Origin of the sequence: Vibrio sp. 1562 (genome assembly GCF_033340155.1) — a bacterium.
In the GTDB taxonomy this organism is placed as follows: domain Bacteria; phylum Pseudomonadota; class Gammaproteobacteria; order Enterobacterales; family Vibrionaceae; genus Vibrio; species Vibrio alginolyticus.
The window spans coordinates 119,095-139,160 of sequence record NZ_JAWOVY010000001.1 but is presented as its reverse complement, the minus strand read 5'-3'; the positions used below and the strand labels follow the sequence as shown (position 1 = coordinate 139,160).

Genomic DNA, 20,066 nt, shown 5'->3' with positions numbered 1-20,066 from the left:
AATGAATACCAAAATTAAGTCTGCGATGACCTCTCTGCTACTTATGCCCTTTGTCTGTTTGGCTGGGGAGTTCAATGTAGAGAAGGATATCTTGTTCAAAACTGTAGGTGAGAGAGAGATTAAACTTGATCTTTATACTCCATCGGTTGAATCAAATACTCAGTACCCGTTATTAGTTTGGGTACATGGTGGTGCATGGAAACGTGGAAGCAAAGACGCCATCCCAGAAAAGAACCCATTATTACTTCAGTCTGTGTTGAATGAAGGTTATGCGCTAGCTTCAGTTGATTATCGTTTAAGTGGAGAAGCGATCTTTCCTCAACCAGTACAAGACATTAATGATGCACTGAACTATTTGTACGACAATGCTGAAAAGCTCGGTATTAAAGCGGACAATGTTGTGATAATGGGACGCTCTGCTGGCGGGCACCTCGCTGGCTTTATTGGTGCGACTAACTCGGCATACAACCAAGTAGATTTCTATGAGCCACCAAAGTACAAGGTCTCAGCCGTAGTAAGCTTTTTTGGCCCTACCGATTTACTTGAGTTAAGTAATAAAGGTGGCAAGAAAACCAGCAAAACATCGTCTGTATCTCGTTTCTTAGGAGATATTCCAAACAATATTCCAAAGCTTGCCAAGAAAGCATCAACGACGAGTTATGTGAATGAAAATACTCCACCATATATACAGTTACACGGCACCTTGGATAAGCGAGTGCCTCTATCTCAAAGTGAGATACTTAAGGCTAAGCTTGATGAGCATGGAGTTACCAACCAACTTTTCATTGAAGAAGGTGTAGGACACAGTGCACCTGTCTTTGATACCGAGAAGTACGTTACTCATGTTTTGGACTTCTTAAATAAACACTTTCCGAACTAACGCTCTAGTCAATATAAGGCTTAAAAGTTCAAGGGGAAATACTGAGCCAACTGTGATTACAGTTGGCTTTTTCATGTATCTCTATTGGGCATTTTATCATTCTGATTAATGGGAGCGGCTGGCTCATTTTCAGGCAGTGGTTGAATAAATCTATGACTACTTTAGGGTATGTATTCTAACGTACTTCTGTCCAAAAAAGTGTTTCGTTAGCTTGAATTAGAACAACAAAGCGCTCTTCACAGAAAATGAAGGTCGTTTATCTCGTCTTAACAGCCTTTCAAGTTGTTTGAAATGAGGTATCGAGATCCGCTTCGCTCTTAGTTACGTTCAACCTTAGCTGCTACTTTTCATCAACAAATAGAGATGAGTTACCATCAAGTAGCATAGGGAAGCGAGTGAGCACTATTCTCTCAAATGAACACTAAACCCCTTCTTTGTAGCCTGTCACCTTCAAACTACTTCCTCTAGCGCTAACAATTAATTCAAATGTGCGCTGGTTAATGATTTTTCTGTAAGTAACACAATTGAACGTGATAGAAGTAACAAAATGGCCTCTTAACGGTAACGTTCCCGAAAAGTTTATATATTATCGCCCTCATTGATACAAGTGGTAGATACGCTCTGAAATTCAGACTTTAGATGGGTATTTAAAGTCACCATAAGTTTGCGATTTTTCCTTGGGAACGTTTGCAATATGCCTAAGTATAAATTTACGTGAGACTATGGAAATGAAACTACACACTTTGACGATGGCAGTAGCGCTTGGAATGGTTACTGCACCTGCATTCGCAGCAACAGATGTTGACGCTCTTGAAAAGCGAATTAATGAATTAGAACAGAGACTTGAGCAGACAGAAAAAGCATCCACAGAAGCAAATGAGAAAGCCTCAAGCTTTGAGTTTCATGGCTACGCTCGTTCCGGGCTACTGATTAATGACGATCTGAATGGTGCAGTGGGTACTGGTCCTTACATGACGGCAGCTGGTGCTATTGGCGCTCCAGTTGGGCGATTAGGGGTAGAGGATGATCATTATGTGGAAGCAAACCTTATTCACAAACGTTTTGCAGATGATGGTTCCAGCGCATTGTTCCGAATCATGTTGGCAGATAGTACGGAAACCAATAACGAATGGACGGCGAGCGAGAGTCAATTAAACGTTCGTCAGATATATGCTGAGCTAAACAAGTTGAGTATGTTCTCTGAATCAAGAGCTTTTGCTGACGCGACGTTTTGGGCTGGTAAACGATTTGACCGTGATAACTTTGACATTCACTTCTTTGATTCGGATATTGTTTTCTTATCTGGTACTGGTGCTGGTGTGTATGACGTCCAAATGAGCGATTCGTGGAAAGCAAACTTCTCGATCTATGGTCGTGATTTTGGTGAGATTGATAGCTCGTCAACAGATGTTGAAAACTATATCGCGACAATGAACAACCGCTTCGGTAATTGGCAATTGATGCTGAGCGGCATGACGTCTGCTGATAACAATGATCGCGTAGAAGGCGGAGCGGACAAAGGTTTACATGCGATGTTTGCTTACCATGGCGATAACTTCTTTGGCATGAGTGAAGGCTTCTCTAAAACCGGTATTTTGATGGGTGATGGACTGGGTGCGGAACTTAAAGGCATCGGTTCAAACGGAGATTTGTTAGAAGACGCAAAAGCCGTACGCTTGTTCAGCTATGGTGTAACACGCATCGGCGACAACTGGCGTGTAGCACCTGCGTTGCTAGCAGAACACAGCCAAGATCGCTTTGCTAAAAATGATGAATTTACGTGGGCATCGTTCAACATCCGCTTAGCGCAAGAGTTTACGCAGAACTTTGAGATGGTTTATGAAGGCTCATACCAATACATGGACCTAGACAATGCGATTGATAAAGCAAGTGGCAGTTTTTACAAAGCGACAATTGCACCAACGCTTAAGATGTCTACCGCTGCAGGTTTCTTTGACCGTCCGGAGCTACGTTTTGCAGTTAGCTACGTTGATTGGAGCGAAGACTTGAATGGCTACTCGATTAGCCAGGATGCGGGTGCTGCAACGATGGGTGATGGTGGTGAAGTTCTGTTTGCACTGCAAATGGAAACTTGGTTCTAAAGGGATCTAACCGACAAAGAGTAATAAGAAAAGCGCCAACTGATTTCAGTTGGCGCTTTTTCATTAACAGGACTGACGCTCAATTGTTTTGAATGTTAGTACCATCTTACTCATTTCAAAACTTCTGTTGGCAATTCTATCTAGTAGCAGTTTCGCACCATTTTCACCCGCTTTATCAAATGCATAGTTAAATGTTGATAAGGTTGGGGTGCACACTGATGCGAGCTCATCATCACCAACTCCTAGAACTAAAACGTCTTTACCCGGTGTTAACCCGAGCTCTTGAATCGCTCTCATCGCACCGATAGCAATACGGTCTGTCGCACAGAACAAGCCATCTAGCTTAGGGTTCTTTGTTAAGTGTTGTTTTGCCAATGAATAGCCAGAATCGATGGTAAAGTCACCACGAGCATGGAAGGCGATCTCAAAACCATGATGCTGTAGCGCTTGAACAAATCCTTCAGAGCGTTGCTTATCTACCGCGATATCGTCACCTTGCACACCAATAAAACCCATGGTTTGGCAACCTTTTGCAACCAGTCTATTTCCCGCTTCAAACCCTACTCGTGCGTCATCATGAATGATGCTTGGAATATTAAACATGGAACCATCTTGACCGACGAGCACAACTGGAACGGCTGAGTTTTGAATTGCTTTTACCAGTTTGGAATCGAGGTGGGTGGCGTAAAGAATGATCCCTTCAACCCGTTTTTGGTTAAAGATCTGAATGTACTCCAGTTCTTTTTCGTGGGCTTGGTGAGTGCTAGCAAGTAAGACATGTTTCCCGGCTTTTTCAAGGACATCGGTTAATCCATCGACACCTTGGGATGTGGCATGAGAGGAAACCCGAGGAACAATGACACCAACCAGATTGGTCTTTTGAGATTTTAGATCTTTAGCGACTTGGTTCGGCAAATAGCCACACTCCGCTACTGCTTGGCGGACCTTCTGTTTTGTCGCTTCTTTTACGCCATACTCATCGTTTATAACCCGTGACACTGTTGATTTTGATACGCCAGCCAGACGGGCGACATCATGCAGACTCGCCATTGTTCCTATCCATTCTGTTTTTCGTTTTTGGGATTGTTTGCAAAGAGAAGATGAAAAGCTCTTTGATAAGTAGCGATTCTAACCTCCTATACTGCTCTTAGGGAGAGAATTTGACGATCATTCTCACATTCTCTCTGCTTTATCTTTGATCATTTGGTTTTATTGAGCAAAAATCTGTTTTGCAAACGTTCCCGAAAATTTCGCAAGCTCAGATAATAATCCAATGGGGTATGAAATGAATTATCCGGCAGTAGCAAAAGAGTTGTTAACTCTATTAGGTGGTAAAAGCAACATCACCGCACTTGCGCATTGTGCGACACGCTTACGCCTTGCCGTTGCAGATGAGCAAAAAATAGATGAACAAGCGATTGATAACCTTGAAGGGGTAAAAGGGCAGTTCAAAGTTGCGGGTCAGTACCAAATCATTTTTGGATCAGGCATCGTAAACCAAGTTTATGCAGAAATGGCGAAGTTGACGGGTATGAGTGAAATGTCCACCAACGACGTTGCGTCTGCTGGCGCAGAGAAACAAAACATTGTTCAGCGCGCGGTGAAAGGGCTGTCTGATATTTTCGTCCCAATCATTCCCGCAATCGTCGCTGGTGGTTTGTTGATGGGTATCTATAACCTATTGACTGCTCAAGGCTTGTTCATTGATGGCAAATCTTTGATTGATGCCAACCCAGGACTGACAGACTTGGCGAACATGATCAACACGTTTGCGAACGCGCCGTTTGTTTACCTGCCTATTCTGCTGGCATTTTCAGCCAGTAAGAAGTTTGGCGGTAACCCTTATTTAGGGGCGGCGCTAGGTATGTTGATGGTTCACCCTGACTTGCTGAATGGTTGGGGATTCGGCGGCGCATCTGTGTCTGGCAACATTCCGGTTTGGAATATTCTTGGCTTTAAAATCCAAAAAGTGGGTTACCAGGGTTCGGTGTTACCGGTTTTGGTATCGGCATTCATTCTTGCGAAGGTTGAGCTAGGCTTACGTAAAGTCATACCTTCTGTTTTAGACAACCTTTTAACGCCATTACTGGCGATTTTCATAGCGGGTTTGCTAACGTTTACTGTCGTCGGTCCGTTCACGCGTGATATCGGTTTCCTATTAGGTGATGGTCTGAACTGGCTATACAACACAGCTGGCTTTGTTGGTGGTGCGGTATTTGGTCTTATTTATGCTCCGTTTGTTATTACTGGTATGCATCACAGCTTCATTGCGATTGAAACTCAACTTCTTGCGGATATTGCGACGACGGGCGGCACCTTTATCTTTCCTATTGCGGCGATGTCTAACGTTTCTCAAGGAGCGGCAGCGTTGGCGGTGGGCGTGATGAGCAAAGATAAGAAGATGAAAGGTATCGCGATTCCATCGGGTGTTACGGGTTTGCTGGGTATTACAGAGCCAGCCATGTTTGGTGTTAATCTAAAACTACGTTACCCATTTATTGCGGCAGTTTGCGCTGCGGCGTTATCAAGTGCGTTCATCACAATGTTTAATGTGAAAGCTCAGGCATTGGGCGCAGCTGGTCTTCCAGGCATCATTTCCATTACGCCAGAGAAGATTGGGTACTACATCGCGGGTATGGTGATCGCGTTCTTGACCGCATTTGTTCTCACCATTGTTCTTGGTATGCGTGACCGCGTTAAAGTCGGTAGAAAAGCAGCGGCTTAATCTGAACTCCTTAAGGGTGGAGTCCCCAAAAATCCACTTCTTTTCCTAAATGTTTGGGGTGCTAGCCAAGCACTAATGGCTTGGCTAGCCTTTTTCAATTTTTACTTGGTAGTGAAGGTGTTCAACACGTTGGACTATCAGGGCTTTAATTTCAAGGTAAGCAAGATGAATCAAGTGTGGGTAACTGGTGATGCTGTTGTCGATCTAATACCGGAATCTGAGACTTCTTTACTCAAATGTCCCGGTGGTGCACCAGCGAATGTCGCCGTAGCAATTGCTCGTCTATCTGGTAAGAGTGCGTTTTTTGGACGTGTAGGTGATGACCCATTTGGTCGCTTCATGCAATCAACGCTCGATCAAGAGGGCGTGAGCACGGAGTTTCTCGTTAAAGATCCTGAGCAAAGAACATCAACAGTGGTGGTGGATTTAGACGAGCAAGGTGAGCGCAGCTTTACGTTTATGGTAAAACCGAGCGCTGATCAGTTTATGTCTGTTGAAGGCATCCCAAACTTTAAGCAAGGTGACTGGCTACACGTTTGCTCAATTTCACTGGCAAATGAGCCAAGTAGAAGCAGCACATTTGAGGCGATCAAAAGAGCAAAAGCCGCTGGTGGTTTCATTAGCTTTGACCCTAACTTGCGTTATGAAGTGTGGCAAGATCAATCAGAAATCCAAGCTGTCGTGATGAAGGCTGTAGCGATGGCCGATGTGGTTAAGTTCTCTGAAGAAGAGCTTTTGTTCTTGACTGACTCAACGTCGATGGCGCAAGGTTTACAACAAATAGCCTCTTTGAATATTGCTTTGGTCTTGGTGACACAAGGTGCGAAAGGTGTTTGGCGCGTCTTTGAAAGTCAGAGTGAACTGATCACAGGTCAAGTCGTTAGTCCGATTGACACCACAGGTGCGGGTGATGCTTTTGTCGGAGGGCTACTGGCATGCCTGTCTCGGCATGACGATTGGAAAAATCATCCTGTTGTTAGCTCTGCGATTCAATGGGCAAATGGCAGTGGTGCATTAGCGACGACGCAAAAAGGCGCAATGACCGCGCTTCCGACCCAGACAGAGTTGCTGCAATTTATTGGGCAATGATCTTCAGATCCAATTTCAGTTGAGAAAAATTATGAGCTTAAACAACCGTTGGACTGTAGAGCAAAGATATCGTCGACTTGAGCAAATCCCTCAGTGTGATATCGAAGAAATGACACTTTCACGTCAGCAAGATAAAGGCTTTCCTAGTTTTCATATCGCCCCTAGATTTGGGCTGTTAAATGACCCAAATGGGTTGTGCTATTTCAATGGTGAGCACCACATCTTTTACCAGTGGACGCCTGTGGGACCAGTCCATGGAATGAAGTATTGGTACCACCTTTCTACTAAAGACTTCATCCATTTTAAAGATCATGGCGTGGGTCTTCATCCCGACCAAGACTACGATTCACATGGTGTCTATTCGGGCGGTGCTTTGGTGGAAAACAACAAGGCTTTGCTGTTTTTTACTGGTAATAAGCGTGACCAAAACTGGAATCGAATTCCAACACAATGTTTTGCCACTATGGATTCGGAAGGCAACATTGAAAAAAATGGAGTGGTCATCGAAAATGAACATTACACGGAGCACTTTCGTGATCCAAAAGTTTGGAAGAAAGACGACGACTATTTGATGGTGGTGGGAGCTCAAACCAAAACCGAGCATGGTTCAATGGCGCTCTATCAAAGCAAAGATTTGAAAACGTGGCAGCATAAAGGTCCTATCAAGACCAAGTTTTCTGACCTTGGGTACATGTGGGAGTGTCCTGATTTCTTTGAGATTAATGGTCAATCGGTGATGCTGTTTTCTCCACAGGGCGTGAGCAGTCGTAATCCTTATGATTTCAAAAACATCTATTCTGTCGCATATATCGTGGGTGATCAGTTGAACCTAGAGTCGATGACTTTAGAAAACCACCAAGATATTTTGCAGCCAGATTATGGGTTTGATTTCTACGCCCCACAAACCTATTTAGATGAGAATGGGCGTCGCATTCTTATTGCATGGATAGGGTTGCCAGAAATCGACACACCATCGGTCACACACCAGTGGGCAGGAATGTTGTCTCTTCCTAGAGAACTAACGTTGAAAGATGGTTTTCTTGTTCAAACTCCACTCCCTGAATTGGAGAGTTTAAGAAAAGAAGAGGTGGTCTTTGCACAGTCCCATACACTGGAAAGCACAAGTTGTTTGATCCAATTAGACCTTGAGGGCGATGGCTTTGAACTTGAGCTGAGTAACCTCAAAGGTGACAACATCGTCTTTAGTGCGACAAAGCACGAGTTTATGCTGGACCGTCGTCACATGTCTCATTTGTACGCAGAAGAATTTGGTGGTATTCGAAAAGCACCAAGATTGGACGCTAAGCAGACGATTGAGATGTATATCGACAATTCTGTCATCGAGATTTTCATTAATGGCGGCAAACACACGATGACCAGTCGTTTCTTTATTGATGACCTCAATACGGTAACGTTGAGAGGGTTGGAGCAAGCAAGGCTTTTCCCTTTGAAAGGTATTTCTGGTTTGTTTGAATCAGCTAAGTAACGGTTTCGAATACATTAAAACGCCCTTCATTGATTTAGTGAAGGGCGTTTTTCTTTCTAACTATCTAACTTAACTGCCTATCACGCACGTAAGTTGTTTGAACTAAGGTATCCAGAACAACTTCATTCTTGGTGACTTTGAAGTTTAGCGGTTGTTCTAAATCCCCAAATAGAGGTGCGCCGCCGCCAAGTAGGATAGGGAAGCGCGTGATCACCATTTCATCGATAAGATCTTCTTTCAGGAAGTTCTGAATCGTCACTCCGCCGTCGATGTAAAGATCGTTAAAGCCTTTTGCGTTTAGCTCCGCAAGCACATCTTTTTGCTCGCCTTTTACTAGAAAGACTTTGTCTTCGTAGCCTTGTGGCACTTCTGTCATGGTATTGCTGAGTACAAACACAGGTTTGCTGTATGGCCAATCGCAATCAAAGCTCAGTACGACATCTAGGGTGTTGCGCCCCATTACCAAGCCATCAATACGCTCCATCAGTGAGAAGAAACCAGTATCAATGTTGTCTGGATTTGGTACTGAATGTAGCCAGTCGAGTTTGCCCTGCTTATCTGCGATGTAACCGTCCAGACTGGTTGCAATAAATACGATATTTGCCATGAGTACCTCATCAAAATGGTGATGCTTGAGCCAAGCTAAAGTATGGTTTAAAATTAATTCTACAATGTAGAATAAGTATGAGTTTATCGAGAAGATCAAATGTCTGTCAACGAAAAGAAACGCGGGAGACCAGCCGCTAAGCAGTCGCAGTTAAGCGCAGAAAGCATCCTAGATACAGCTAAGTCATTGATGAAAAAGGATAGCAAGGTACCAAGTATTCGCTCGTTAGCGACGCAATTAAATGTGGATCCTATGGCGATCTATTACTACTTCAAAAACAAGAATGCGTTGCTTGAAGCGTTGACCACATCGCTGGTGGAGGAAATTTATCAACCGAAAGTGAATGAAGATTGGCAAGGCGAACTCAAAAATTTGTGTATTAGCTACATTGAACTGCTGCGTGAGTACAACGGGTTATTGCAAACCATGCTGAGCATGACATCGTATGGCCCTGCTCAAGTGTTTACCGAGCGCTATCAAATCATTGTTCAGCCTTTGGCACTGTCTCCGCAAGTGGAGAAAGACAGTTTGGATCTATTGGCAGATTACCTACACGGGTTCGCTTTCTCGATCAGTTGTTGCCACGATACGAGTTTGATTCAGACGGAGATGATGGATGGGCCGTTGAATCTGATCTGTTCTTCGTTATTGGCATCTCGAACCTAGTTCACATTATCGCGACGTTTTTACTTATAGCGTGAAAGAAAATCCCATAACCAAAGGTTCTAACTAAAAGAGATTGCAGGACTTTTATTTAGCGAATTCGACCTAATATCTTGAGTATGCCTAATCGCAGTTGGCGAAGAGGTGATGTTAATAATGCTTGCTGGCGCGTAAGACCCGTCAGTTTGAAGATGCATTCAAACACAATAAGGGAAAACAATGGCTAACGAATACATTCCACCAAAAGTTTGGACAAACGATAATGAAAACGGCGGTCAGTGGGCGAGCATCAACCGTCCGGATTCTGGCGCACGTCATGAGCAAGAGCTTCCAGTTGGTGAGCACCCATTCCAACTTTACTCAATGGGTACCCCAAATGGTCAGAAAGTGACGATCATGTTTGAAGAGCTTTTGGCGGCTGGCGTAACGGCAGCAGAATACGATGCATACCTGATTAAGATTGGCGATGGCGACCAGTTTGGCTCTGGCTTTGTGGCTGTTAACCCAAACTCTAAAATTCCGGCATTGGTTGACCGTTCGGGTTCTGAGCCAGTGAACGTGTTTGAATCTGGCAACATCTTGTTTTATCTAGCAGAAAAGTTTGATCATTTCTTACCAAAAGAAGGCGCTAAGCGTGCTGAGGTAATGAACTGGTTATTCTGGCTGCAAGGTTCTGCGCCATATCTAGGCGGTGGTTTTGGTCACTTCTACGCGTACGCACCAGAGAAGTTCGAGTACCCAATCAACCGCTTTACAATGGAAGCAAAACGTCAGTTAGATGTATTAGACAAGCGTCTTGCGAACAATGAATTCCTAGGTGGCGATGAGTACAGCATCGCTGATATCGCAACATGGCCATGGTACGGCAACCTTGTGTTGGGTCGTGCTTACGATGCGGCTGAATTCTTAGACGTAGAAAGCTACAAAAACGTTGTGCGTTGGGCAAAAGTAATTGATGAGCGTGAAGCGGTAAAACGTGGTCGAATTGTGAACCGTTCATGGGGTGAAGAATGGGAGCAGTTACCTGAGCGCCACAGCGCAGAAGATATTGATAAAGTATTGAAACTTAAACCATAAGCAATCTTGGCCTAGCTACGTCAAATGAGTTTAGTTTTATCTATGCTTATACAGTGACCTTAATCAAATCTATAGCGCACCATATACGGTGCGCTATTTTTATTCTCATTTAGTCTCGAAATGCTAATTTATATCACCTCTTGAAGAGCATTTAGTTCGTAGATGAATCTTTAATGTATTTATATATTATGATGCAAAACAAAGCTCATATTTCCATGTTAAATATGGACTGGTCATACTGCTTTCTAATAATTAAATTATTTAAAAATTATAAACTGATTTTATATCCATTATAAATAAAATTAATGATAATTAATATTTGACATAACCTCTAAATTTATGTGGAATATGCGAGTTGATTTGTTTTGAAGAAATAAAATTAATTTCTAGTACTTTTATTTAAGACAAGCTTAGCTTTTAGCGATGTTTAATTATTAATGCTTATATCATGAAAGAGGATATGTATGATGTCGTCGTTTGAGTCGTACTGGGTTGGGATACGTCAAAGAATAGCCGAACAAACCGAAGGTAACCGCAGTTTAAAGTCTCTAGTCATTAAAAAGCAGCGTGTGAACTTAAATAACAGTGGGTTATCCTTTCGCGCTAAGTCCGGATGCCTTATTCCTCACTGTTATACCAAGTTCTCTGATGAGATAAACCTAAAAACATCGAAAAAATCGTCTCTTAGTTTTAAAAAAGGAAAGCTGTATTTTTCTCCAGTTTAATAATAAATGAAATTTGCATAAATTATAATATTAGGTTTTTAAATTTATCGATAATTAATTACGATTTTATGATGCGTTTTCAATATGTTTTCTTGGTAAATAATTAGCTGGGCTTATTGTTGATTGTTTTTGTTGTTTCCTATTTAGATATGGATAAAAGCTCAACTACTTTTCCTATACCAAATTACTCCCTGAATTGACTTGCGCGCTTTTTCTCTCCTCTCAAAAAAACATAGCGTTACGGAATTATTTTCGCTCCTGTTTCATTCTTCAAGACGAAAGCTCTACCTACCTCTCATTATTTTCGACAAACATTGAGTAAAAGTAACCAATCGTAACAAGGTGGCTGTAACTGAGCGCCGTTTCAATATACTCGTTTTTTAACTAGGTAATCCCGCGCTTTGAATTCATTCGGGTACCGTTTGTAAGCCTTAAATGCTACTAAGATAAGATGTCATGATGAGAAAAAGTACTATATTACACACAGTGTTAATTACAGGGTTCGCTGCTGTATCCTCGTTGGCTTATGCTGCGCCTTCAGTTGTGCCAAATGCGCCGGAACTCAGTTCTCGTGGTTATGTTTTGATGGACTTCCATACGGGGAAAGTACTGGTTGAACGTGATGCCCACAAACGTTTAAACCCCGCGAGTTTAACGAAGTTGATGACTGCTTATGTAGCTGGTCAAGAAATTAATACAGGCAATATTACGTTGAATGATGAGGTTGTCATCAGCCGAAATGCTTGGGCAAAAAATTTCCCAGATTCTTCAAAAATGTTTATTGAAGTCAATACTTCCGTTTCTTTGTCTGACTTATACCGTGGTCTGATTGTTCAATCTGGTAACGATGCCAGTGTCGCTATTGCTGAGCATGTTGCGGGAAGTGAATCAGGGTTTGTGAGTTTGATGAATAGTTGGGCCGCCAAGCTTGAATTGTCTAACACGGCATTCACCAACCCTCACGGCCTAGACAGTGACGGTTTATATTCGACACCTTATGATATTGCCAAGTTGGGCCAAGCGATTATTCGTGACTTACCTGATATCTATCCGCTGTATAGCGAAACCTCGTTTACTTACAATGGCATCACTCAATACAACCGTAATGGCTTGCTTCGTGATCGTAGTATGAATGTCGATGGCATGAAAACTGGTTATACAAGCGGCGCGGGTTATAGTCTAGCGACTTCTGCAACACAAGGTGATATGCGTTTGATTGCCGTAGTGATGGGAGCGAAGAGTGAGAATGTTCGTGAATCAGAAAGCAAGCAGCTGTTGAGTTATGGCTTCCGCTTTTACGATACGGTAATGCCGACTGAGGCGGGTGCGGAACTTGCGAAAGCTCGAGTTTGGATGGGCGAAAAAGACGAGCTTACTGTCGGCGTAGCTAACGATGTTTATCTCACTTTGCCAAAAGGAGATGTAAAAAATCTGCAAGCGGAAGTTGAATACAACGGTGATTTAGTTGCGCCAATTTCTGAGCAACAAGTGGTTGGTAAAGTGCTTTACAAAGTCGACGGTAAGGTCGTAAATGAAGCCGAGCTCGTTGCATTGGAGTCCGTGGAGGAAGGCAGTTTATTCAAGCGAATTTTAGACTGGTTTAAGCAATTGGTCGCTAGCTGGTTCTAAACAGTAGCGAACTTCTGTCTATATCACTCTATCTTGTTAATGTTCTATTAAATCAATTTACTAAGGCGACCAACGTGGTCGCCTTACGTTTTTGGAATACTCGTTGCGTTAAAACACAGGCCCTCTTGTAAGGGTGTGTTTTTACCTGACCAAGAGCGTTTTGTGTTTTTGGGTGCGAGAGAAAAGAAACTAGAACAAGAATGGAGTGACACGTGCACAAGATTTTATCTTTGACATTGATTTTATCGCTCATGGGCTGCGCTATGCCTTACCAGCAGGAGGTCGATAGCGGCCAATGTGTTGGAGTCATGACCTCTCAGGATGCATATGGTTATTTAAACCCAAACCATTACACGATGCAGGTACTCGCGCTAAAGCAAGAAAAAGATGTGAAAGATTATATTCGCTATATCGATCCTAAGCATCCGGTTTGGGTTAACTGGAAAAACAGCCGAGGCACGCGTTGGTATACGGTAACTGTTGGTGATTTTAAAACGAAGCAGGATGCCTACAATGCGCTTTCTTCATTACCAAGCCGTGTAAAGCAGTCATCCCCGTTTGTGCTGACTTTTGCGGAAATGCAGCGTAAGCAACAAACGAGTGTTGTGAGAATGCGTTAACCAACAAAAAACGGAAGCGATGGCTTCCGTTTTTGTATTTAGGAGTAAGCTTAAAGCGCCGCTAAAATCGTTTCTGCTTTGCTTGCTTCAAACTCTTTTGGCTCTTCAACGTTTAGCTTAGTCACTGTGCCGTTTTCAATGATCATTGCGTAACGTTGTGAGCGAATACCACCAAAGCCGCCTGTATCCATTTCAAGACCTAATGCTTTAGTAAAGCTAGCGTCGCCATCACCCAACATCAAAATCTCAGAAGCGTTTTGAGCTTCGCCCCACGCTTGCATCACAAATGCATCGTTTACAGAAACGCACGCAATTAAATCAACACCTTTTGCCTTTAGCTCATCAGCTAATACCACATAGCCTGGTAGATGGGCTTCTGAACAGGTAGGGGTGAATGCGCCAGGTACAGCAAAGAGTACGACTTTCTTGTTCGCAAACAGTTCTGTAACGTCGTGGTTTACCATACCATCGGCAGTCAACTCACTTAGAGTTGCAACTGGTAGAGCTTGGCCTTGTTGAATCATGATTCTATTCCTTTTTGTGTGCTAGTTTAGCTTTCTCAGTCTAGCGTTTATAAATGCGGTTAACCACAGAGTTTTTGTAGGGTTTTAATACCTACGCGTTTGGCCTAAGGCGTGGCACTGATGCCTTTATTGCAAAGCTTCGTGCTGGTTTACGTATTGGCTAACAAGGTGACGATATTTCGCCTTTAACTCGTTATCGATAAAGCTGGCATCAATCGCGTTCATTGTAAATTGGGCAAGTTCACTCTTACTCATTGGATGTGCGTTGTTGACGGCCAGAAAGTTATCCGTCATGTAGCCACCAAAGTACACAGGATCGTCTGAGTTAATCGTTACAGCGACACCTTTTCGTAGCAAATCCACAATATTGTGATCTTTCATATCGTCGAATACACATAGCTTAAGATTCGATAACGGACACACTGTCAGTGGCATTTGGCTTTCGATTAAGGATTCAACTAATGCTTCATCATCAACACAGCGAACACCGTGATCCACGCGGCTCACGTAAAGCATTTCAATTGCATCGCTAATATTTTGTGCGGGGCCTTCTTCACCTGCGTGAGCAACGGTAAGTAAGCCTTCTTCTACTGCTTGTTTAAATACGCGCTTGAATTTAGCTGGCGGATGACCTTGTTCTGAAGAATCTAGTCCAACACCAATGATCTTATCACGGTGTTTCAGAATAGCCTGTAGGGTCTCTATGGCGCTCTCTTCTGAAAGGTGACGGAGAAAACACGCAATAATTTGCGAGGTAATGCCAAGTTTTTCGTGACCATCTTTTAGCGCACGAGCTATTCCATTGATAACAGTGTCAAAGTCTATGCCGCGTTCTGTGTGTGTTTGAGGGTCAAAAAAGATTTCGGTATGAATAACGTTGTCTTCTTTACAGTGCAGTAAGTATTCCCAAGTGAGATCGTAAAAATCTTGCTCCGTACGCAGAACTCCCGCTCCTTGGTAATAGAGGTCGAGAAATGATTGTAAGTCTGTAAACTGATATGCGCTGCGTAGTTCACTCGGAGAAGAGTAAGGGATCTCGATGCCGTTTCGTTTTGCTAATTTGAATAAGAGTTCCGGCTCAAGTGAACCTTCGATATGTAAGTGCAGCTCTACTTTTGGAAGACCTTGAATAAATGCGTTCATATTCCACCTTATGTGTATTGTGGATGCAGTTACTCTAAGAATAGGTATAGATAGAAATAAATCGAACGCTATCACAAAGAGTAAGACCCACGATGATCTCAACTCTTCGTAATCAGCACTTTGCGGGAACTGGTAGAGACCCCCAAACCATATCATTGGGGTTATACGAAGCAAACGAGAGGGATTATACGCAAAAATATCGCTTTGGCTATACGCAAATAACCTAACTGTCATTAGTCACGGGTTTTCCTGTGAGCGAAACGACTATTTGCAAGTCACTTGAGTATAGAGGAGCCAGTTGTTTTTGCGTGTGTGAGAGGCACGTGTAATTAGAAGAGTAGTCTAAAAGAGTGGAGATTCGTTTGAGCAAAGGTAGGTGGCGGTACCTTGCACAACGATAAAGGCAGAGAAAGCACTAGAGAGCATTTATAGATCGAATAACTTATCAAATTCTCTTTGTTCCATAATGTCTTCTATGCGGCGTCGAGTTTTCTGCTTTACCGCCGCCGCGTTTTGTTCAGACTCTTTTTTGTCTTTTTCTGACTGCTTCTTACTTTTTCTAGCCATTGGATACCTTCCAAATTAGTTGCATTATCCATTAATGCATGAAAACTGAATCAGTTAACAGTAAAACTTCCTAACTTTGAACCTGAATCACAGAGAATAGTTCCAGATTGCGTTTTCTCACAATATTCAAAATCGATCATGAAGCTATGAGAAAGAAGTTTCGGTAATACGTGCCTTCGTAAAATATCACCATTTAATTGATGTATTTTAGCGTTCCAAGAGGTTTGAGGTTGTTCTAAATTAAATTCAATTTCTAACATTTATTCTCCTGTTTTTTAGTGATTTTCTCTTTGTTAAGTAATTGATACCAATGCCTTTGACGGCCAGTTCTTTTTGAGGACATGATTTTTCCTATAAATAATAAATTAAGCAGTACTATTCAGTTTATTTTAGATAGCACAAAGCAATGCCTAAAATTAGGCTGAGTGATTGATGAAAGAATATTTTTGAAGGAGAGAGGTTTGGTGCAGCATGGGCATGCTACACCAAGAAAAGCAGTCTTATAGAGGAGTTACTTCAGTCGCTTGAGGACCTTTTTTACCTTGCTCTACATTGAAGCTTACTTTCTGACCTTCAGTCAGTGTTTTGAAACCGTCAGAAACGATAGCGTTAAAGTGTACGAATACATCTTGGCCGCCGTTGTCTTGAGATAGAAAACCGAAGCCTTTAGTTTCGTTAAACCATTTTACTGAACCAGTTACTTTCGACATAAAAATACCTTTGAATTAAACATTAAAATTATGATTTGTTTTGTGGATCTTTTCTAAGCTATTGAATGTTCAATCAAGAGGAAGTTGTACGCAGGTGTCTGAATTGGGGATTCAAGATTTTACTGAGAGGAAACTTAAACTAAATGTTGCATTAACAGCTCTCTTCTAAGAGCCAAGGCACACTATACACCTTGTTTAGAAAATAGCTACATTTATTTTAGATAAATTAAATGTGCTCATTATTAACTCGATAAATTGTATTGTTCGAAAAAGTTGAATAAGTAGAACGAATAGTATGGCTCATAATTTTAGCTCATCAACCTAAAATAGAACCTTATAGATAGCCATAGATTAAACATGCGATTTGCAAGCGGTCACAAAGATAAACTAGGAGAACTAGTATGAGTACATTCAGAGAAATTCGTCAGCTTATTCCTGCGCAACCTACTGCTGATGGTGATGGAGTGAAAATTCGCCGAGTAGCGGGTTTCAATCATGCTAGTTTTTCTCCATTTTTGATGATGGATGAACTCAAATCAGAAGACCGCGCTGACTATATCGGCGGTTTCCCTCCGCATCCGCACCGAGGTATTGAGACGCTTACTTATATGTTGAAAGGTCATTTCCAGCATCGTGATCATATGGATAATGTTGGTGAGCTTCGTTCCGGTGGTGCACAGTGGATGGCGGCAGGAAGAGGCGTCATCCATAGCGAAATGCCTATTATGAAGGAAGGCGAATTGCATGGTTTCCAAATTTGGATTAACCAGCCTGCGAAAAATAAGATGCAGCCAGCTCAATATCATGACTTTCAACCTGAAACGATCACTGAGTTTGATACTCCGAATACGGGGGTTGTACGTTTGATTGCGGGTCATATGACTATAAACAACGAACGAATTCAGGGGCCGCTAACAGAGACAGGTGTTGCTGCCACGGTAGCCGATTGGAGAGCGATGGGGGGGCAAGCTTTGAATTTGAACACGGATCAAGACAACAACATGATGCTCTATGTCTATAAAGGTCGTATTCAATTAAAAGGTCGTGAGATCAATCAAGGCGAAATGGCCATTTTATCGAAAGGTGAATGGGTTGAATTGCAGGCCGAAAAAGAGAGTGGTGCACTGATCTTTATTGGTGAGCCAATTAATGAACCCGTGGTGCATTATGGCCCTTTTGTCATGAATAGCATGGAAGAGATAGAACAAGCCATCCAAGATTACAACTCTGGGTTGTTTGAAACTTACTAGTTTGGACTGCCTACTCGCTTTTTCAGTTAGCGAGCAAATTAAAACAGTTTTGAGCCTGAATATTGGGCTCGACCAGAAGCAAATACGATAATCCACTGCCATCGAATTTGCGTTAGCCACGTTTAATCCACGTGGCTTTTTTCTACTTCTGACTCCATCGTATGATGGCTTCCTTTCCTGCTTCAATTCCTAACTCATAAGCATGACGCAGTGGTGCTGGCGATCGACTCAGCCGTTTCAACTTGAATGTTTCAGGAGGACACACTTGAATGATTTCGATACCAGGTGGTGGGTTGTTGATCAGCGCTAAGGTCTGATTGTAGCGAACTTCACGTGTCAACATCGGTTCAATTAATCCGGGCGTTTCTTTCAACATCCTCCTAGTTAGGGCGCTGAATCTTCCTCTTGGCTTTTGATAGCTTGCGGGTTGGCTGCGTAAAACCATAATTTTTTTGGCTCCTCGCTTTATTGCTTCTGCAACAGGAAGTGCGTCTGAGACGCCACCATCAACGTATTGAATTCCGTTCAGTGATACGCCATTTCGGTAAAGTACAGGCAGTGCGCTGCTGGCTTTCATTGTTTCTGCCAAGTCGTCGACATCAGGAAGGTGGTACTCCGCTTGCCCATTGTCTTGACGCGTCACGCCTAAAAAGAAAGGTCGTGAATCAGCTTTGAGCGCAGATTTATCGATGCCAAGTTCTTCGAGGGTGACATTCCACATCCAGTCTAAGTTCATCATATCACCACCACGTAGAAGTTGAGATGGAGAGATAAATTCTTTTCTTAAGCTGTAATCGAGGTAGATTTTTAAGTTACGTCCGGGCATTTTAGCTAAGTAGGCAGCCAAGTTGCTAGCACCCGCAGACACTCCCCAAAAGCTATCAAATGGAGAGAACTCGCTAGCAAGAAAATGATCGAGTATGCCGCATGAAAATACGCCTCGCATGGCTCCACCTTCGACAATCAATGCTCGAGAGCCTACTTTTTCCATCACTTCGCTCCACTCTTTATCAATCGGATAATAGCGTGCAGCTTAACGCATAATGGTTTTATACCCAAGTGGGCCAAAGGTCTAGGTTGCGTTCCTTTGAATAAAAAGGGCATCAACGGATGCCCTTGTCACTTTTAGCCTATGGAATTGCGGGTAATTGAGTCGCTAATTTAGTGAAGGAGACCGAGCCAATTAGCCCCCTTACATAGAGCCATACCTGTAGTCCCATACTGATCGTTGTTGGAATAGTTTGATGATCACTTGTTAAATAGGCATACAAACACTATCCAGAGCGTTGTAAGCAAAAGTAATGGGGTGAATACTTTCTGGATAGAAGCGCCATCAGTTAAATTGTAAATTTTGATGGATTCATTATAGAACGCTCGTTTGAATTCTTTGAAGCTAATGTCGCTCTTCGCATGCGACTGTTCATAGTGCTGGTGCGCAGCGTCCGATAGCTGGTATTCCAAGTCTTGGAGCTCGTACTCCTTGTTAAAAAACGCATCCCAAGCCGAAAGGCGGGCTATCGTTTTAGGAGATGGATCCCCATTTAGTTTCTCTAGACGTTTAGCATAAGCTGCTTGATATTTATCCACGGTATATTCCTGTCTGAATAGACGTTGAGTTAGAACATATGTAAAAAAGAAAAATAAGTAATAAAAGGTTTTTTACGTTCTATACCTGTGATAAATGCTAAAAATTTCAATGCTCTAGCACTCCGATGTCGCAAATGATATTGATGGAATTGCTCTGCGACAAATAAAATAATTACTCTAGATAACAACGAATTTTTGTTGTTTTTTTTAAAAACTGATCATGAGATTGAGTGGGGATTTTTACCGAGAAGAATTTCGCTACTGTAACTGTCTATATTTACTCAAAAAGAGAAAATCTTAGAAGCTTTCTTTGATTGATGTGAGATATTTTAGGTCGAAAAGCATTAATTTTGGCTATGCTTATAGTTCGTCTTTTTTGTTGTTGAACTCTACTTCGAGGGGGAAAGAACCCATATTTCGAGCATAGGATAGCTCGCTTTTTCGTTACGTCGTTCTTGGAGTTTGAATCAGTGACGACGCTATGAGTCTAGCATCTTGAATTCACTTGGGTGTATTGATTAATTATAAAAGTAAAGCAGTGCTGAGCTAGGATAAACTTCAACGTAAAGGTGACGGTATGAATATACAATCAGCCATTATTGAATATGCGATAGCGATTATAGGCTTACTTTTGACGGGCGTTACCCTCTGAGCATGACTGCCCAGAGGATAGAAAGCGCAT

The 20,066-nt window shown here is 42.5% G+C and carries 19 protein-coding genes and 1 riboswitch; of the genes, 10 read left to right on the top strand and 9 right to left on the bottom strand.

Annotated elements, in window-relative coordinates:
- Window position 1 precedes the first annotated feature (1 nt).
- Both R7Z49_RS00650 and R7Z49_RS00645 read left to right on the top strand, forming a co-directional pair.
- Entirely contained in the window at window positions 2–880 is an 879-nt protein-coding gene (locus R7Z49_RS00650; protein WP_318111146.1) for an alpha/beta hydrolase, read from the top strand.
- A gap of 728 nt (window positions 881–1,608) precedes the next feature.
- Complete coding sequence (locus tag R7Z49_RS00645) at window positions 1,609–2,982, top strand: carbohydrate porin (protein WP_031777226.1); 1,374 nt, start codon at window positions 1,609–1,611, stop codon at window positions 2,980–2,982.
- 63 nt (window positions 2,983–3,045) lie between these two features.
- Here R7Z49_RS00645 and R7Z49_RS00640 read toward each other — a convergent pair whose 3' ends face one another.
- Window positions 3,046–4,032, bottom strand: coding sequence for a LacI family DNA-binding transcriptional regulator (locus tag R7Z49_RS00640; protein ID WP_064354874.1), 987 nt, complete (start codon window positions 4,030–4,032; stop codon window positions 3,046–3,048).
- Window positions 4,033–4,267: 235 nt separating this feature from the next.
- Between R7Z49_RS00640 and R7Z49_RS00635 the strand changes: the two genes are divergently transcribed.
- The 3 genes from R7Z49_RS00635 to R7Z49_RS00625 all read left to right on the top strand — a co-directional run bounded on the left by R7Z49_RS00635 (window position 4,268) and on the right by R7Z49_RS00625 (window position 8,282).
- Window positions 4,268–5,707, top strand: a complete 1,440-nt coding sequence (locus R7Z49_RS00635) for a sucrose-specific PTS transporter subunit IIBC (RefSeq protein WP_318111143.1) — start codon at window positions 4,268–4,270, stop codon at window positions 5,705–5,707.
- A gap of 165 nt (window positions 5,708–5,872) precedes the next feature.
- Window positions 5,873–6,796, top strand: a complete 924-nt coding sequence (locus tag R7Z49_RS00630; RefSeq protein WP_318111141.1) for an aminoimidazole riboside kinase — start codon at window positions 5,873–5,875, stop codon at window positions 6,794–6,796.
- Window positions 6,797–6,827: 31 nt separating this feature from the next.
- Window positions 6,828–8,282: a sucrose-6-phosphate hydrolase gene (locus tag R7Z49_RS00625; protein ID WP_115386521.1), complete on the top strand. Its 1,455-nt coding sequence runs from the start codon at window positions 6,828–6,830 to the stop codon at window positions 8,280–8,282.
- 64 nt (window positions 8,283–8,346) lie between these two features.
- Here R7Z49_RS00625 and R7Z49_RS00620 read toward each other — a convergent pair whose 3' ends face one another.
- Window positions 8,347–8,889 carry a dihydrofolate reductase family protein gene (locus tag R7Z49_RS00620; protein ID WP_054576134.1) on the bottom strand — a complete coding sequence of 181 codons (543 nt, stop codon included), beginning with the start codon at window positions 8,887–8,889 and terminating at the stop codon, window positions 8,347–8,349.
- A 99-nt stretch (window positions 8,890–8,988) separates the two neighbouring features.
- On the opposite strand from R7Z49_RS00620, the gene R7Z49_RS00615 reads away from it, so the two are divergent.
- The 4 genes from R7Z49_RS00615 (at window position 8,989) to R7Z49_RS00600 (ending at window position 13,603) form a co-directional block, all read left to right on the top strand.
- On the top strand, window positions 8,989–9,555 hold the full coding sequence (locus R7Z49_RS00615) for a TetR/AcrR family transcriptional regulator (protein WP_054576133.1): 567 nt from the start codon (window positions 8,989–8,991) through the stop codon (window positions 9,553–9,555).
- 216 nt (window positions 9,556–9,771) lie between these two features.
- Complete coding sequence (gene yghU, locus R7Z49_RS00610) at window positions 9,772–10,629, top strand: glutathione-dependent disulfide-bond oxidoreductase (protein ID WP_005373705.1); 858 nt, start codon at window positions 9,772–9,774, stop codon at window positions 10,627–10,629.
- 1,184 nt (window positions 10,630–11,813) lie between these two features.
- Window positions 11,814–12,983, top strand: a complete 1,170-nt coding sequence (locus R7Z49_RS00605) for a D-alanyl-D-alanine carboxypeptidase family protein (RefSeq protein WP_017819852.1) — start codon at window positions 11,814–11,816, stop codon at window positions 12,981–12,983.
- A 212-nt stretch (window positions 12,984–13,195) separates the two neighbouring features.
- Window positions 13,196–13,603, top strand: a complete 408-nt coding sequence (locus tag R7Z49_RS00600) for an SPOR domain-containing protein (protein WP_005373701.1) — start codon at window positions 13,196–13,198, stop codon at window positions 13,601–13,603.
- Between the two features lie 50 nt (window positions 13,604–13,653).
- Here R7Z49_RS00600 and R7Z49_RS00595 read toward each other — a convergent pair whose 3' ends face one another.
- From R7Z49_RS00595 to R7Z49_RS00575, 5 genes are all read right to left on the bottom strand, one after another.
- Window positions 13,654–14,127, bottom strand: coding sequence for a peroxiredoxin (locus tag R7Z49_RS00595; protein ID WP_005373699.1), 474 nt, complete (start codon window positions 14,125–14,127; stop codon window positions 13,654–13,656).
- Window positions 14,128–14,253: 126 nt separating this feature from the next.
- Window positions 14,254–15,270, bottom strand: coding sequence for an adenosine deaminase (locus R7Z49_RS00590; protein WP_017819853.1), 1,017 nt, complete (start codon window positions 15,268–15,270; stop codon window positions 14,254–14,256).
- Window positions 15,271–15,359: 89 nt separating this feature from the next.
- A riboswitch (purine riboswitch) is annotated at window positions 15,360–15,459 on the bottom strand.
- Between the two features lie 237 nt (window positions 15,460–15,696).
- Window positions 15,697–15,837: a PA3496 family putative envelope integrity protein gene (locus R7Z49_RS00585; RefSeq protein WP_017633782.1), complete on the bottom strand. Its 141-nt coding sequence runs from the start codon at window positions 15,835–15,837 to the stop codon at window positions 15,697–15,699.
- Between the two features lie 50 nt (window positions 15,838–15,887).
- Complete coding sequence (locus R7Z49_RS00580; protein ID WP_005373692.1) at window positions 15,888–16,097, bottom strand: hypothetical protein; 210 nt, start codon at window positions 16,095–16,097, stop codon at window positions 15,888–15,890.
- Window positions 16,098–16,337: 240 nt separating this feature from the next.
- Entirely contained in the window at window positions 16,338–16,547 is a 210-nt protein-coding gene (locus tag R7Z49_RS00575) for a cold-shock protein (protein WP_005373691.1), read from the bottom strand.
- Between the two features lie 401 nt (window positions 16,548–16,948).
- On the opposite strand from R7Z49_RS00575, the gene R7Z49_RS00570 reads away from it, so the two are divergent.
- Window positions 16,949–17,797, top strand: coding sequence for a pirin family protein (locus R7Z49_RS00570; protein ID WP_017635146.1), 849 nt, complete (start codon window positions 16,949–16,951; stop codon window positions 17,795–17,797).
- Window positions 17,798–17,939: 142 nt separating this feature from the next.
- Here the strand turns inward: R7Z49_RS00570 and R7Z49_RS00565 are convergent, their stop codons facing one another.
- Both R7Z49_RS00565 and R7Z49_RS00560 read right to left on the bottom strand, forming a co-directional pair.
- Window positions 17,940–18,788: a patatin family protein gene (locus tag R7Z49_RS00565; RefSeq protein WP_005373688.1), complete on the bottom strand. Its 849-nt coding sequence runs from the start codon at window positions 18,786–18,788 to the stop codon at window positions 17,940–17,942.
- 257 nt (window positions 18,789–19,045) lie between these two features.
- Window positions 19,046–19,384 carry a hypothetical protein gene (locus tag R7Z49_RS00560; protein WP_017635147.1) on the bottom strand — a complete coding sequence of 113 codons (339 nt, stop codon included), beginning with the start codon at window positions 19,382–19,384 and terminating at the stop codon, window positions 19,046–19,048.
- Window positions 19,385–20,066: the final 682 nt, after the last annotated feature.

What these genes read in the sequence shown, in the direction of transcription:
- R7Z49_RS00650 (WP_318111146.1), top strand. Translation starts at nt 2, where the DNA reads ATGAATACCAAAATTAAGTCTGCGATGACCTCTCTGCTACTTATGCCC.
- R7Z49_RS00645 (WP_031777226.1), top strand. Translation starts at nt 1,609, where the DNA reads ATGAAACTACACACTTTGACGATGGCAGTAGCGCTTGGAATGGTTACT.
- R7Z49_RS00640 (WP_064354874.1), bottom strand. Translation starts at nt 4,032, where the DNA reads ATGGCGAGTCTGCATGATGTCGCCCGTCTGGCTGGCGTATCAAAATCA.
- R7Z49_RS00635 (WP_318111143.1), top strand. Translation starts at nt 4,268, where the DNA reads ATGAATTATCCGGCAGTAGCAAAAGAGTTGTTAACTCTATTAGGTGGT.
- R7Z49_RS00630 (WP_318111141.1), top strand. Translation starts at nt 5,873, where the DNA reads ATGAATCAAGTGTGGGTAACTGGTGATGCTGTTGTCGATCTAATACCG.
- R7Z49_RS00625 (WP_115386521.1), top strand. Translation starts at nt 6,828, where the DNA reads ATGAGCTTAAACAACCGTTGGACTGTAGAGCAAAGATATCGTCGACTT.
- R7Z49_RS00620 (WP_054576134.1), bottom strand. Translation starts at nt 8,889, where the DNA reads ATGGCAAATATCGTATTTATTGCAACCAGTCTGGACGGTTACATCGCA.
- R7Z49_RS00615 (WP_054576133.1), top strand. Translation starts at nt 8,989, where the DNA reads ATGTCTGTCAACGAAAAGAAACGCGGGAGACCAGCCGCTAAGCAGTCG.
- yghU (WP_005373705.1), top strand. Translation starts at nt 9,772, where the DNA reads ATGGCTAACGAATACATTCCACCAAAAGTTTGGACAAACGATAATGAA.
- R7Z49_RS00605 (WP_017819852.1), top strand. Translation starts at nt 11,814, where the DNA reads ATGAGAAAAAGTACTATATTACACACAGTGTTAATTACAGGGTTCGCT.
- R7Z49_RS00595 (WP_005373699.1), bottom strand. Translation starts at nt 14,127, where the DNA reads ATGATTCAACAAGGCCAAGCTCTACCAGTTGCAACTCTAAGTGAGTTG.
- R7Z49_RS00590 (WP_017819853.1), bottom strand. Translation starts at nt 15,270, where the DNA reads ATGAACGCATTTATTCAAGGTCTTCCAAAAGTAGAGCTGCACTTACAT.
- R7Z49_RS00585 (WP_017633782.1), bottom strand. Translation starts at nt 15,837, where the DNA reads ATGGCTAGAAAAAGTAAGAAGCAGTCAGAAAAAGACAAAAAAGAGTCT.
- R7Z49_RS00580 (WP_005373692.1), bottom strand. Translation starts at nt 16,097, where the DNA reads ATGTTAGAAATTGAATTTAATTTAGAACAACCTCAAACCTCTTGGAAC.
- R7Z49_RS00575 (WP_005373691.1), bottom strand. Translation starts at nt 16,547, where the DNA reads ATGTCGAAAGTAACTGGTTCAGTAAAATGGTTTAACGAAACTAAAGGC.
- R7Z49_RS00570 (WP_017635146.1), top strand. Translation starts at nt 16,949, where the DNA reads ATGAGTACATTCAGAGAAATTCGTCAGCTTATTCCTGCGCAACCTACT.
- R7Z49_RS00565 (WP_005373688.1), bottom strand. Translation starts at nt 18,788, where the DNA reads ATGGAAAAAGTAGGCTCTCGAGCATTGATTGTCGAAGGTGGAGCCATG.